The sequence below is a fragment of the Oceanobacillus kimchii X50 genome (assembly GCF_000340475.1).
GTDB classification, from domain to species: Bacteria; Bacillota; Bacilli; order Bacillales; family Amphibacillaceae; genus Oceanobacillus; species Oceanobacillus kimchii.
The window spans coordinates 1,123,228-1,138,143 of sequence record NZ_CM001792.1 but is presented as its reverse complement, the minus strand read 5'-3'; the positions used below and the strand labels follow the sequence as shown (position 1 = coordinate 1,138,143).

Annotated in this window: 10 protein-coding genes; 5 read left to right on the top strand and 5 right to left on the bottom strand. The window is 34.6% G+C overall.

The features are described from left to right. The first annotated feature begins 632 nt into the window (after nucleotides 1-632). The 4 genes from C794_RS06070 (at nucleotide 633) to C794_RS06055 (ending at nucleotide 5,140) form a co-directional block, all read left to right on the top strand. A complete protein-coding gene (locus C794_RS06070) occupies nucleotides 633-1,193 on the top strand; it encodes a beta-class carbonic anhydrase (protein WP_017796235.1) in 561 nt (186 codons plus the stop codon). A 196-nt stretch (nucleotides 1,194-1,389) separates the two neighbouring features. Further along, the gene (locus C794_RS06065) at nucleotides 1,390-2,889 is read left to right on the top strand and encodes a spore germination protein (RefSeq protein WP_017796234.1); all 1,500 of its coding nucleotides are present in this window, start codon (nucleotides 1,390-1,392) and stop codon (nucleotides 2,887-2,889) included. 8 nt (nucleotides 2,890-2,897) lie between these two features. Continuing rightward, complete coding sequence (locus C794_RS06060; protein ID WP_017796233.1) at nucleotides 2,898-4,013, top strand: GerAB/ArcD/ProY family transporter; 1,116 nt, start codon at nucleotides 2,898-2,900, stop codon at nucleotides 4,011-4,013. Beyond that, nucleotides 4,010-5,140 carry a Ger(x)C family spore germination protein gene (locus C794_RS06055; RefSeq protein ID WP_017796232.1) on the top strand — a complete coding sequence of 377 codons (1,131 nt, stop codon included), beginning with the start codon at nucleotides 4,010-4,012 and terminating at the stop codon, nucleotides 5,138-5,140. The genes C794_RS06060 and C794_RS06055 overlap by 4 nt, the downstream gene beginning before the upstream one ends. 126 nt (nucleotides 5,141-5,266) lie before the next feature. Here the strand turns inward: C794_RS06055 and C794_RS06050 are convergent, their stop codons facing one another. Beyond that, entirely contained in the window at nucleotides 5,267-6,340 is a 1,074-nt protein-coding gene (locus C794_RS06050) for an undecaprenyldiphospho-muramoylpentapeptide beta-N-acetylglucosaminyltransferase (RefSeq protein WP_017796231.1), read from the bottom strand. Nucleotides 6,341-6,444: 104 nt separating this feature from the next. Between C794_RS06050 and C794_RS06045 the strand changes: the two genes are divergently transcribed. Next, nucleotides 6,445-7,788, top strand: a complete 1,344-nt coding sequence (locus C794_RS06045; RefSeq protein WP_017796230.1) for an MATE family efflux transporter — start codon at nucleotides 6,445-6,447, stop codon at nucleotides 7,786-7,788. A 343-nt stretch (nucleotides 7,789-8,131) separates the two neighbouring features. Here C794_RS06045 and C794_RS06040 read toward each other — a convergent pair whose 3' ends face one another. The 4 genes from C794_RS06040 to C794_RS06020 all read right to left on the bottom strand — a co-directional run bounded on the left by C794_RS06040 (nucleotide 8,132) and on the right by C794_RS06020 (nucleotide 14,907). Next, nucleotides 8,132-9,319: a NupC/NupG family nucleoside CNT transporter gene (locus C794_RS06040; RefSeq protein WP_017796229.1), complete on the bottom strand. Its 1,188-nt coding sequence runs from the start codon at nucleotides 9,317-9,319 to the stop codon at nucleotides 8,132-8,134. A 342-nt stretch (nucleotides 9,320-9,661) separates the two neighbouring features. Further along, a complete protein-coding gene (gene odhB / locus C794_RS06035) occupies nucleotides 9,662-10,945 on the bottom strand; it encodes a 2-oxoglutarate dehydrogenase complex dihydrolipoyllysine-residue succinyltransferase (protein WP_017796228.1) in 1,284 nt (427 codons plus the stop codon). Next, the gene (locus C794_RS06030; protein ID WP_017796227.1) at nucleotides 10,932-13,793 is read right to left on the bottom strand and encodes a 2-oxoglutarate dehydrogenase E1 component; all 2,862 of its coding nucleotides are present in this window, start codon (nucleotides 13,791-13,793) and stop codon (nucleotides 10,932-10,934) included. The genes odhB and C794_RS06030 overlap by 14 nt, the downstream gene beginning before the upstream one ends. Before the next feature lie 640 nt (nucleotides 13,794-14,433). Further along, a complete protein-coding gene (locus C794_RS06020) occupies nucleotides 14,434-14,907 on the bottom strand; it encodes a tRNA (cytidine(34)-2'-O)-methyltransferase (RefSeq protein ID WP_017796226.1) in 474 nt (157 codons plus the stop codon). Between the last annotated feature and the right edge of the window lie 9 nt (nucleotides 14,908-14,916).

The window sequence follows — 14,916 nt, the reverse complement described above, 5'->3', positions numbered from 1 at the left end:
CCACTATTATCTATATTTAATTGGATATGTTGCATTTTTGTTGTAGTTGCAGTTGTTTCATCATCATCGTGACCTCCTTTTTTAATTTTTTAAAAATTAACACTACATCATTATATATTTGATACTAACAGAAAGTCAATTACTTTTTTTATTTTTCTAAAATTTATATTTCAGAAAAATCCTAAGAAGAATAAAATACTTTTTACCTAGATCATTAAAATAGTAATTTATTCGTTATTAAATTAACGAGATAAAATTAACTAGCTTATTTATCTAATCAATTCCTAAGATCTTTTTTACGTGAGATATTGGAATTTGGGTCGACTCTACTAATTCATGTAACGGAACACGTGGGTGATTCTTTAAAAACACCCTCACCTGTTCTTTTTCTTGTAAACACTCAGGGCATAATAAAAATGGGCTACTTTCCATTGGTGCCTCACATAATTGGCAGTTACGAATAAAATCACTCATTGCCTCACCCCAATTTTTTTATTTTTTCCATCTTATACCATATTTTTACATAATTCAATGAATTATCCAAAAATAATTCTTGTGACTCATCTATTATGCATGTCGTTATTTCGTATCTATTTAAAAAATGCTAATATATTCAATAAGGAGTTGATAAAATGCACTTAGATCACATGCTAGAATTCAATAAAAATTTTGTAGAAAACAAATCTTATGAGCCATACTCTACGGATACTTACCCTAATAAACGTATGGTTGTGTTTACTTGTATGGATTCACGGCTACTTGAATTATTACCGAAAGCACTAGATATGAAAAACGGAGACGTAAAAATGGTAAGAAACGCAGGTGCAATTATTCGCAACCCGTTTGATAGTGCAATGAAAAGCTTATTAGTAGCCATTTATAAACTAAAAGCGGATGAAGTTGTTGTAATAGGACATCATGATTGCGGCATGTCACAGGTAGATACACATGAATTAAAACATGAAATGGTAGAACGCGGAATAAAAGAAGAAATCATTGACGTATTAGCGAATGGTGGCGTTGATTTTGATGAAGAATTTAATGGATTTGAAACAGTGGAAGAATCTGTTTCACAAAGTGTGAACCTTGTTCGTAATCATCCCCTTCTCCCAGAAGAAATAAAGGTGCATGGACTTGTCATTCATCCAGATACTGGGAAAGTTGATGTTGTAACAAGAGATGAACGAAAATAAGTTTATGTAACATAAAATAGTATAAATAAAGTGTTTTGTTTCATTTCACTCAAAGTACGCAGTGCTTAAACTGCTACTTTGAGTTTTTTATATTCAATTATTAACTTGATAATTAAAATAAGGCTCACCTTTAATGTATAAATGAATCTTTTTTGTACACTCTAACAGTCATAGTACGTGTTGGAGGGGGTATTTCATGAAAAAAGTTGGGTCAAAAAAAAATAATCCTTTTCCACTAACGATAGAAGAACTAAAAAAAATATTAAATAAACAATATGCATATTCTTCTGATCTTAGCTTTACCGTTTATGAGCATGAAGAGCAGAAAATTGCCGTATTCTATATACAATTTTCAGTAGATGAAATGAAACTGGAAAATTACTTATTGGAAACACTATTAAATACAGAAGAACAATTAACGAACCAATTAGCTTTAAAGCGAGTACCTCTAAGCGATGGAGGAGAATACAACAATTTTGAAAGCATACTAGATTATTTGATTCAAGGACATGTATTTGTATATTTTGAAACTGAAAACAGTGTACTTGGGTATTCTATACCGAATAAAATTATTCGTAACCTTGAAACAACTGAGACAGAATCTCTCGTATTAGGTCCAAAGGTCGCTTTTACAGAATCACTTTCCACGAATATTAATATTATTCGTTACGGATTAAAATCAAAAGACTTAGTAATGGAAAAGCATATTATTGGAAGAAGAGATCCACGTGAAGTTCGGCTTATCTATGTACGATCGATTGCCAATGATACAGATATCAATACGTTTAGACAACGAATTAAAGCATTAGAAGTAGATTTCATAGATGATACATCCGTACTTACTCAATATTTAGAGGATAATTCTACAACTGTATTTCCACAATTTCTAATTACAGAATTACCAGACCGATTAATTTATAACTTGTCTCGTGGAAAAATTGGTGTATTATCTGAAAATAGTCCAAATGCGATTATTGCTCCCTCTACATTTTTTAGTTTTTTTGAGTCAACAGAAGATATCTATATGCGTTGGAACAGCGCCTCCTTCATTCGTATCTTAAGGTTTATATCCTTCTTCATATCGACACTGCTTACACCTTTATACGTTGCCGCAGTTACATTTCATTATGAAATTGTGCCAACACCAGTACTAATTACTTTGGGAGAATCACGTGCTGCAGTACCTTTTCCACCTATATTTGAGGCTTTATTCTTAGAATTAATGATTGAACTATTGAGAGAGGCCGGTGCCCGGCTTCCAACTAAAGTTGGTCAAACTATCGGTATCGTAGGTGGTGTAGTAATTGGAACAGCTGCTGTAGAAGCAGGAATCACAAGTAATGTACTAGTTATTATTGTTGCATTAAGTGCTCTGGCTTCATTTACCACACCTAACTATATTATGGGTACTACTGCACGAATCATCCGCTTTCCAATGATTATTTTCGCAGGATTACTTGGATTAATTGGAATCGTGTTTTGTACTAGTATCCTACTCATACATTTAATAAAGCTAACATCATTAGGTAGACCTTATTTCTCCCCTGTTTATCCATTTCGATGGAAAGATTTTAATAAATCACTATTTCGCAGTAAACCAGACATGCAACAAGAAAGATTTATTTCTTATCGACCAAAGGACAAATATCGTTTTAAAAAAATTAAAAAAGGATTAAAGAAAGATATAGACGAGTAGGTGATAAAGTGGATATTAACGTAAGAGTTAAACCAAATTTAAAAATAAATACATACTACTTGTTCTTTATTATTACCTTTATCCAGATTGGCGTAGGGTTATTAGGTCTTCCGCAAATTTTGTATGAGCACGCTAGACAGGATGCTTGGATTTCTCTACTAATAGGGCTTGTATATCTATTCATTATTATGTACGTTATGGTGATTATTTTAAGACAATACTCAAATGCTGATATTTTGGGAATACAAGTCGATATATTTGGAAAATGGATTGGTAAGTTTTTAGGTACTATTTTTATTATCCATTTTGCTATCGCACTTTTCACCATCGTAATTACGTATGCTCAAATTATACGTGTGTTTATGTTTCCAACTTTACATCCTTTTGTAACTGGATTACTATTAGCAGTTTTAATGATTACCGGTGTACTAGGGGGACTTAAAGTAATTGTCGGAGTCACATTTGTATTTTTCTTCAGTTCAATTTGGTTATTGCTCCTATTAATACCTGCAACCGTTCATCTCGATTACACACATTATTTACCTTTATTTCAAGCATCGTTGCCTGAACTATTAGAAGGAGCAAGAGCTACTACCTATTCATATATTGGATTTGAAATTTTGTTGTTAATCTTTCCTTTTTTGGAAAACAAGAAAACCGTATTAAAAACAAGTCTTATCTCTGCAGTTTGGACGACTATGGTTTTATTGATCACCACAATGATTGCAATAGGATTTTTTAGTGCTGAACAACTATTACGCAGAGATTGGTCTTTACTGGCATTATTCAAAATTGCAAACATTACCTTTATAGAACGTTTTGATTTTATTCTCGTGGCAGAATGGATTATGGTACTTGTTCCAAATATGATGTTACTGATGTGGGCAATCACATTTGGATTAAAGCGATTGTACCGTATACCGCAAAAAGCGACGCTCTATATTAGTTCTATCCTTATTCTGATTGGTTCAATTATGGTAACAGACCATTACTCTATTCAACGGGTTATTAATTTCTCCTCTCAATTAGGGTTTTGGCTAATATTTGTTTATCCATTGGTATTACTACCTATCGTTCTTATAAAATCACATTTGAGAAAGAAAAACAGGAGGATAAAAGCATGAAAAAAATACTGTTTCTTTTACCAACCTGTGTTATTTTTTTAGCTTCCTGTATTCCTCCAACACAAGAATTAGAAAGTCTAGCTGTTATCAATGCACGTGGAGTTGACCGATTAGATAATGGTGATATTGAAACCACTTTATTAGTATATCGTTTTGACCAACAGACTCCCCAGAATTTCACTACTGTATCTGGAGTAGGTAGAACATTAAAGGGAGCTAGAGAAACAGCAGCAAATAATATCAACTTTAGAGCCAGTCCAGGACAGATAAACACAGAAATATATGGATATGAAACAGCTGAAAGAGGGATACTTCATTTCATGAATGGACTTGTTCGTGATTCAAGGGTATCAGATACAATGAATATTGCTATTAGCACAGAAAGCGCAAAAAATATTCTCACTGAAGAAAATAAGACAAATATTGATATTGGAAACTTTCTCGAAAGCCTCATTAATAAAGAAGTCGACGAAGGAACATTACCTAGTGCTTCATTATATACTTTTTCCAATACTTATGGAACACCAGGACATGATCCGGTATTACCATTACTTGATACGATGGACGGACGCCCAAATCTAATTGGAATTGGATATTTTCAAAAAGACAGAATTGTGGCTTCGGGAGATATGACAGAAGCAACTATATTAAATACATTGAAGACGACCATTAAGAATACCCCACTCGAAATTACTGTCCCTATTGAACCTTTTGTTGATTCAATCTATCACCCAGATGGTTCAGATAAAAGTGAACTTACTGTAGAATTAACAGTAGTTAAAGGGAAAAGTAATATCAAGCTACTTGATATAAACCAGCCTCTTTTTGAGGTGAACACGAAAATTCGAGCAGACATCAATGAAACTTCAATAATAATGGCATTTAGTGAAGAGAAAACTATCCATCGTCTAGAAGCTGAAATAGAAAAAAAGCTTGTGTCCCTATTAAACGGTATATTAGATAAATCAAAAGAACATTTAATCGATCCTATTGGCTTCGGCCGTTACTATAGAATAAATAAACCAAGTGGACTTCTTACTGATGAAGAATGGAAAGAGATTTTGCCTGACATTCAGGTGGATTTTAATATTGATATTGATATCGAAAACTACGGTACAATTATGTAACTTAGAGTAGCATGTACGAGGAAAGTTATAAATTCTAGAATAAGAAAAGCACACCTTAAAAATCCCTCCTAGAAGGAGGGATTTTAACAGCATCTAATTTTAAGCATGAAAAAAACCTAAATCCTTTTATTTCATGACATCATCGATAATTTCAGTTACTGATAGGAGCGATTGCTCACTTTTATATTTTTTCATTTCATCTCGAATAACAGGTGCAGCTTTACTCAGTTCTAAAAGATGTTCTACTAATGTTTGTTCAGTAAGTTCTTCTTCCTGCAATACTCTAGCATAGTTCTTTTCTTTAAAAGAATTCGCATTTATAATTTGATCTCCTCGACTAGCCTCTTTCGATAAAGGAATAAGTAACATCGGCAAACGTAATGCTAAAAACTCAAAAATAGCATTAGAACCCGCTCGAGAGACGACTAGATCGGTTGCAGCAAATATATCTTTCAATTGATCATTAATATATTCAAACTGAACATAGCCATCCATTTGTAAGGAATGATCAACCTTCCCTTTACCACATATATGAATAATTTCGAATTCATCTAATAGTTTAGTTAAGGACTGGCGAATAGTCTGATTAATTTTTTCAGATCCACCACTTCCTCCCATAACGAGTAAAACTGGTTTACTCCCTTTTAGACTACTAATCTTTAATCCAATTTCACGATTTCCTGTAAATAATTCATCTCGAATAACTGCTCCTACATAAGAAGCTTTATTTTCCGGCAAAAATTGCATGGTTTCTTGAAAAGTAGCCAATACTCTTTTAGTAAAAGGAATTGATAATTTATTAGCTAAACCTGGAGTATAATCTGATTCATGAATAATCGATGGTACACCTCTAAGTTTTGCAGCTGCAACTACGGGTACAGACACAAACCCACCCTTTGAAAATACAATCGATGGTTTACGTTTACCAATTATGCGATATGCTTGCATAGTACCTTTAAGTACTTTAAACGGGTCCTTGAAATTTTCTTTGGACATATATCTTCGTAATTTCCCTGTAGATATTGGGTAATAAGTCACCCCATCTAATGGAGAAATTAAATCTCTTTCTATTCCGTTGTAAGAGCCAATGTAATCAATTTCCCAACCTCGATCTTGATAGTAAGGTATAAGTGCTAAATTAACGATAACATGTCCTGCTGTGCCGCCACCTGTAAATAAAATTCGTTTATAATTTTTCATGGAACTCATTCCTTTCCCAACACATTATATCAGCGTATAATAGTCAATGCACTATATAATTACGTTATAATAATAAGGAAATTAAAAAGGAAGAAGAATTGCATATGTACCAAACAACAACATTAAGAGATAAAATTAAGCTTTTTATTATTATTTTACTGCCAATATTAATCACACAAGTAAGTATAAATCTAATGAGTTTCTTTGACACAATGATGTCTGGACAATTTAGTGCCAGCGACCTGGCGGGCGTTGCAATTGGTTCAAGCCTATGGGTACCAATCTTAACTGGGATCAATGGAATTGTCTTATCGATAACCCCTATTATTGCACATTTGATTGGAGCTAAAAACAAGCAAGATATTCCACACGTAATTCAACAAGGTATGTATTTATCTATTGCATTATCCGTAATTATTATATTAATTGGTGGATTGGCATTAGATCCAATTTTACAAGCGATGAGTTTAGAAAAAGAAGTACAACATATAGCTAAATACTACTTGATTACTTTAGGGTCTGGGATAGTACCTTTATTTTTATTTCATACTATTCGTAGTTTTATGGATGGACTAGGACAAACACGTTCTTCTATGATCATTATCCTTATATCATTACCAATCAATGTAATTTTAAATTATATATTAATATTTGGTAAATTTGGTATTCCAGCATTCGGTGGAGTTGGTGCAGGTATAGCAACAAGCCTAACTTATTGGATTATAAGTGGAATTTCGATATTTATGATTCATCGTGTCTACCCATTTCGTAGTTATAAAATATTTCAAAAAGTATTACCCCCTACACTTTCTTACTGGTGGGACCAACTAAAAATCGGGCTACCAATTGGATTAGCCATATTCTTTGAGACAAGTATTTTCTCAGCTGTTACGCTGTTGATGAGTGAATATAACACAAATACCATTGCCGCTCACCAAGCTGCTATGAACTTTGCTGGTTTATTATATATGTTGCCATTAAGTGTTGGTATGGCATTGACCATTGCAGTCGGATTTGAAGTTGGTGCTAAACGATTACAAGATGCTAAAAGTTACACGTATATGGGGATTGTTGGAGGATTATTAATTGCTATATTTGCAGGTATAATTTTATATACATTTGATGATATTGTTGCCAAATTATATAATTCTGATCCACAAGTAATTGAACTTACGAAGCAGTTTATTATTTTTGCTATCTTTTATCAGTTAGCAGATGCTATAGGAGCACCTATTCAAGGGGCTTTACGCGGGTATAAAGATGTGAATATGACATTAGTTATCGCTTTAATCTCTTACTGGATAATCGGGCTACCAATAGGGTATGTATTAGCAAATTATACTGCATTAGAACCTTTTGGTTACTGGGTAGGTATTATTGTTGGGCTGAGCGCAGGAGCTATTGCATTATTAGCCAGACTGTTATTTATTCAGAAAAGATCGGTATAGATATTAAAAAATGCAAAGAGGTTGGGACATAATAAAAGTTTTAGTTAAAAGGCGAATGATAGTTAAATAAGTGTAAGAAATATACGTAGACTCCTTGAAAATCAAAAATCGACTTTCTGCGCGCGATGCAATGCTGTCGAGGTCTTCCTTGTCCTGTGGGATTGAGGCATCGGTGAGACCCCGGAATGCGGAGCATCCAGAGGCTCACCAGCCGCCTCTGGATTAGCGGAGTATATTTCTGAATCGGGTTTTCAAATCCTATTCATTCGGGTTTTCCTTTGACTAAATACTTTTGTCCTAACCTCTTAATTTAATCATAAGGTATTAAGATAAAAATGATTTTTTACAAGAACAATCCCACAACAGTTGCTGACAAGATGGAAGCTAGTATTGATCCTAATAAAAGCTTCATTCCAAATTGAGATACAGATACAGCTTTTTTACTATCAATTCCTTTAACCGTTCCAGCAATGATACCAATGGAAGAGAAGTTAGCAAAACTTGTTAGGAATACGGTAACAATACCAATTGTTTTTTCGGACATTCCATCTAATAACGGTTGGAATTGTGTCATTGCTACAAATTCATTCGTAACAATCTTCGTCCCCATAATAGATCCTGCCTCAATTACTTCATTAGGTGCTATCCCCATTAAAATTCCAATCGGAGCAAGAATATATCCTAAGATTTGTTGTAGAGTGACGCCAGCAAAAACAAACTGAATTAACCAGTTTACAAGCTCTAGAGATGCAATAAACGCAATTAACATCGCAGCTACGATTAATGCAATTTTTCCACCTTCTAAAGCTCCATTTCCCATTGCTTCAAAAATACTCTTATCCTGACTTACGTCGGTAATATCAACTTTGTCTTCTTCTTTTGGAACTTCGACAGGAGCAATAATTGATGCAATCATTAACGCACTAAACATGTTTAAAGGCAATGCGACTAATATATATTCAGGTGGTAATATTTGAATATATGCACCTACAATGGAAGCAGATACTGACCCCATCGCTGAAGCACTGACAATATAAAGACGATTTTCATTTAAATGATGGAATTGAGATCGAATTGCGATTAGTGCTTCCGATTGCCCAAAAAATATACTATTTACGCCATTAAATGATTCAATTCGGGGTAATCCAGTAACTTTTGAGATTGCTGCTCCAACATACTTAATAATAGCCGGTAGTATTTTTAAATACGTTAACACAGACAGTAATGTTGCAAAGAATATAATAAGTAATAATACATTGAAGAAGAATACTCCACCTTCCGCAACTTCGAATCCTCCAAGTACAAAATTCACCCCTTCTGTACCAAATTCAATCAACTTATTAAATACAGCTGATATACCATTTATTATAGAAGCACCAATGGTGGTTGAAAACATAAACCACGTAATTAGTAACTGAAGAACCAACATTATTCCTATGCCTTTAAAGTTTACCTTTTTCTTCTTATTCGACATGAGGTAGGCAAGTCCCAATGTAATAATAATTGCTAATATACCGAGAAGTATACTCACGGTTAGCCTCCTTTATTCATTTTTAGGTATAAATACCATTATAACTATCTATCAACATGTATGACGTATGACAAGTTAAACATTTAAAAAATATATTACCATTTTTAAGTTCTTAATTTTCAAAAATGATAACGTTTTTATAATCTTTTATTAAAAAGAATTTATTCATATCATGTCAATAATGTACCCAGCAAGTACTATAATATTCGTTCTGCCGACTAATTTCAACAAATATTAATGAATTTAATAATAAAATTTATCAAAAGTATGACAGTCTAGTATGCAAAAAAAAAACAGGGTCATATCTAAAACCCTGTTTTTCTATTTAACTAGTATCTATTTTTAGCCTTCAAGTAAAAGATCATACGGGTCTTCTAACATTTGCTTAATTCGAACAAGAAATTGCACAGCTTCCTTACCATCAACAATACGGTGATCATAAGATAGAGCTAAATACATCATTGGACGAACTTCAATAGAATCATCTGGCATTACCATTGCACGTTTTACTATATTGTGCATTCCTAAAATACCTACTTGAGGGGCATTTAAAATTGGTGTAGACATCATTGAACCAAATGTCCCACCATTTGTAATTGTAAAGGATCCACCCTGCAAGTCTTTTAACGCCAATTTATTATCTCGTGCTTTTGTGCCTAAATCGTTAATATCTTGCTCAATCCCAGCAAAATCTTTACGGTCTGCATCTCTGACTACTGGCACTACAAGTCCATCATCCGTGGAGACAGCAATACCGATGTCATAGAATTTCTTAATGACTAATTCATTTCCCTGAATTTCAGCATTTAATAATGGGAATTCCTTTAAAGCCCCTACAACCGCTTTTGTAAAGAAGGACATGAATCCTAACTTAACGCCATTTTTGTCTAAGAATTTATCTTTACGTTGTTTTCGTAATTCCATAACCGCTGTCATATCTACTTCGTTAAAAGTAGTAAGCATTGCCGTATTATGCTGTACTTCTACAAGATTTTTTGCGATTGTTTGACGGCGACGAGTCATTTTTACACGTTCTACCGGTTTATCAAATTCAGTTTTCTCCGATTTTGGAGCTTCTTTTTTCTCTTGCTTCTTATCCGTTGATCGTTTATTCGCTTGTGCTTGCGCTTCTACATCTTCTGTGCGTACACGTCCTAATGGATCTCGTGATTGAACACTACTTAAATCAATATTTAATTCACGAGCTCGTTTTCTAGCTGCAGGAGATGCAATCACTTCTCCATTATTATCAGATGTAGTTTCCACTTCCTTAGAAGATTCTGTTTCAGTTGCTTTCTGTTTATCTTCTTGTTTTTCTTCTTGTTTTTCTTCCTGTTTAGGCTCTTCTTTAGGCGTTGATTCTGATTCATCTGAACTTGAACCAGCTTCACCATTTTCATCTAGTTTAGCTATGGTGTCTCCAACAGTTACATCATCACCTTCTTCACTAATGATTTCAGTGATAACTCCGGAAAATTCTGCATTTACTTCTACATTTACTTTATCCGTTTCTAATTCTACTACTGGGTCACCTTTTTCAACTTTGTCACCTTTTTTGACAAGCCATTCTGCTATCGTACCTTCTGTAATGGATTCTGCTAATTCTGGGATTTTAATTTCCTGCACTGGACTTTCCTCCTTCAGATTGATTCAATGCTTGTTTAATAATTTTATTTTGAGCCGTTTTGTGTACAGTCGGAATACCTCCAGCTGGAGCGGAACGGTCTGGTCTACTTATGACTTTAAGTTTCTGATCTCCGTTCAATAATTCTCGCAGATAATCATCAACAAAATTCCATGCACCCATGTTTTTCGGCTCCTCTTGTACCCACACAATCTCTTTTAAGTTTGGAAGCTGCTTTATTTCCTCTTCCAATGCTTTTTTTGGGAATGGATAAATTTGTTCCACTCTTTTTATTTGTAACCAATCATATGTTTCATCTGAATCATCCATCGCTTCTTCTATATCGATCATCATTTTTCCACTACCAACGACAAGACGCGTTACTTTATCTCGATCCACTTCAAATCCCGGTTGATCACGCAATGGCAGGAACCCACTATCTGTAAATTCCTCGGCAGTTGCCGCCATACGCGGATGACGAATGAGACTACTTTTAGGTGTCATTAATACTAATGGTCTAGCTTCATCACGATCTCGCATTGCTGCTTGGCGTCTAAGAATATGAAATAGTTGTGCAGATGAAGTCACATTTGCTACTATCCAGTTATTTTCAGCTGCCATTTGTAAGAAACGTTCTAATCTTGCACTAGAGTGTTCGGGACCTTGCCCTTCATAACCATGAGGTAGAAGTAAAACCATATTTGATTTCTCGCCCCATTTTGCACGAGCAGAAGAAATAAATTGGTCAAAAATAACCTGCCCTGCATTCGCGAAATCACCAAATTGAGCTTCCCAAATAACAAGTGTGTTTGGTGATTGTACGCTATACCCATATTCAAAACCTAAGACTCCAGCTTCAGATAAAGGACTGTTACGTACATCAAAAGATGCATGAACATCCGATAATCCATGTAAGGGACTGTATTTCTCCCCAGTTTCTACATCATGTAATACTATATGACGGTGTGCAAATGTACCACGCTCGGTATCCTGGCCTGTTAAACGAATTGGTGTTCCATCTTTTAAAATGGACGCAAAAGCTAAAGCTTCACCTGTACCCCAATCCGCTTTATTACCTTCTTCCAACGAATCTTTTCTGCGCTGTAGGATTCGCTCTGTCTTCTTGAAGCCTTTAAAGCCTTCCGGACGTTCAAGTAATTCTTCATTAATCGATTTTAAAGTAGCTAAATCAATAGCTGTCGTAAATTGGTCTAGGCCATTGGTTAATACTTGTGGCATTAGCTTCGCTTCTGGTTCTCCAATTTCACTTTCTGTCATCCCTTTATAAATGTCAGTCAGTTTTTTCTCAACAGCACTTTTTACTTCTTCAAATCCACCCTCTTGAAGAATACCTTTTTCTTCCATTGCTTTTCCAAACAACGTAGCAACAGATGGGTGGTCATCAATCTGCTGATAAAGACTTGGCTGCGTTGTACGAGGTTCATCCATTTCATTATGTCCGTAGCGACGATAGCCAACTAAGTCTATTAGAAAATCTTTATTGAACTTTTGACGGTACTCATATGCTATTTTGATAGCTGAGATACAAGAGATAGGATCATCCGCATTAACTCGGATAACAGGAATTTCAAATCCTTTCGCCAAATCACTTGCATATCTTGTTGATCTACCATCTTCACGGTCTGTCGTATACCCAAGTAAGTTATTTGCAATAATATGCAAAGTTCCTCCAGTAGAATATCCAGGTAATCCACTTAAGTTCAGCGTTTCTGCAACGACGCCCTCACCAATAAATGCTGCATCTCCATGAATTAATACAGCAACAGCCTTATTGGAATCTTTCTTCGGATATCCTTTTTTACTTCTATCATCTTGAGCAGCACGAGTAAATCCTTCTACTACGGGATTAACAAACTCAAGATGCGATGGATTATGTGCTAAAGTAATTCTTGTTTGGCCTTTATTACCATATTCAACTGCTTTTTCTGCACCATAATGATATTTAACATCTCCAGTCCATCCATAATTGATTGCTCTGGAGCCTTCTGATGGCATTAATTCTTTGTCTTTCGTGTAATTAAACTCAGAAAAAATCTTATCATACGGTTTACCCAAAACATTTGCTAATACAGATAATCTTCCACGATGTGCCATTCCCATCATGACATGTTCAATGCTATCTTGATTTGCGTATTGAACGATATGATCGATCATTGGCACCATTGATTCTAATCCCTCAATGGAAAATCGCTTTTGACCGACAAAGGTTTTATGAAGAAACTTTTCAAACCCTTCCACATCAGCTAAACGTTGAAGGATCTCTTTTCTTTCATCATCATTTGGATCTAGTCTTGCATTTCCTTCTTCAATTAAATCAAATAACCATTTACGTTCTTCATCATTATTAACATGGTCATATTCAAATGTAATCGTCCCAGTATAATACTTTCTTAACTGGTTTACTACATCCAAAGCTGTCTCTACTCCAGGAGCTTGCTTCTCCCAAATCCAAGATGCAGGAATTTTCTCTAGATCTTGTTCTGTTAAATTATATGTTGATAAATCCAGCATCTTAGAACGATCACCCTTATATCCACCAACTGGATATATATCTGCATCTGTGTGTCCATAACGACGAATAGCCTCAACAAGTCTGATTGCTGAGGTTAAGTTGGTTACATCAAAATCAGATGTATTGGATACAGATTTTACATTCTCGGTAGAAGTAAGCCAAGATGGAGCGCCATGTGTATCAAATATTGTTCTGATAGAAGATTCAACTAATTCCGGATCTTCTTTATACAACTCAAATTGTTGTTCCAAATACCCCGTGTTTTGTCCGTGAAACTGCCCCCAAAATCTTTCTGCAGATTCTGCATTTTCTGCCACGACTGATACCCCCATTAGAAGTTAACTTATCCGTTATGAAAACGGTTCAAAACCATTATAGAGTTCGTTTCTCTATTCATCAACTAATATACATGATTTTTACGGAGGATACAACAATTCAGGAAATCTTTTGAACAATTTATCGACATTATTTTTTCTGAAATAACGACATTCATTCAAAGTGCCCAGTTCACAATCTTGATTTTTTTCGTTATAATAAGGGCATACTAGTGAGAAATATGCCTAGATAGTACGTCTACAAGGGAGGAAATAATAATGAAACTTGCTCTATTAATGGGAGTTATTGTAACATTCGTTGTTTCTATGTTCACTTCAGGATACGAAGCAAAATCAGGGGTACCAAAAGAAGATCAATATTAATGCTATTCGAGGTTGGAAATAACAAAATTTTAGTCAAAAGGCGGATGACAGCTGGAAGAAGTGCAATAAATTTACGCAGCTTCCCGTGAAAGGTGGCCTAGGCGGGACTCAAGCTGTATAAGCAGCCTTAGGATCACCAGTACCGCTGGATAAGTGAAGAAGCGGTCATTCGGAGTAATTTTTGAGTAAATACTATTGTTCCAACCTCTTTCATTACGAACAAAAAAACCCTCTTCATTACGAAGTAGGGTTTTTTTTATTAATATAAATTTGGAAATCCTTGTTGTCTTAATACTTCATAAATAATAATAGCAGAGGTATTTGATAAATTAAGGGAACGAACTTTATTATTCATATGAATACGCAGACATTGATCTTCTTTCCCGACTAGCAATTCTTTTGGTATACCTGTAGACTCTTTTCCAAAAACAAAGAATTGATCTATGTTCGAATCACTAAAATCAAAGTCAGTATAATGTTTGGTTCCAAAGTTCTCAATATAATAAAATTTTGCATCTGGATATGTTTCATAAAGTTCTTCTATTGATTGATATTCTTGAACATCTACATGCTCCCAATAATCCAATCCAGCTCTTCGTACCATTTTACTATCTGTAGAGAAGCCAAGTGGGTGGATCAAGTGGAGTGTAACCCCTGTTGCAAGACATGTTCTTCCTATATTTCCCGTATTAGCTGGGATTTCTGGTTCAAATAAAACAACATGCACACTCAAAACTCATTT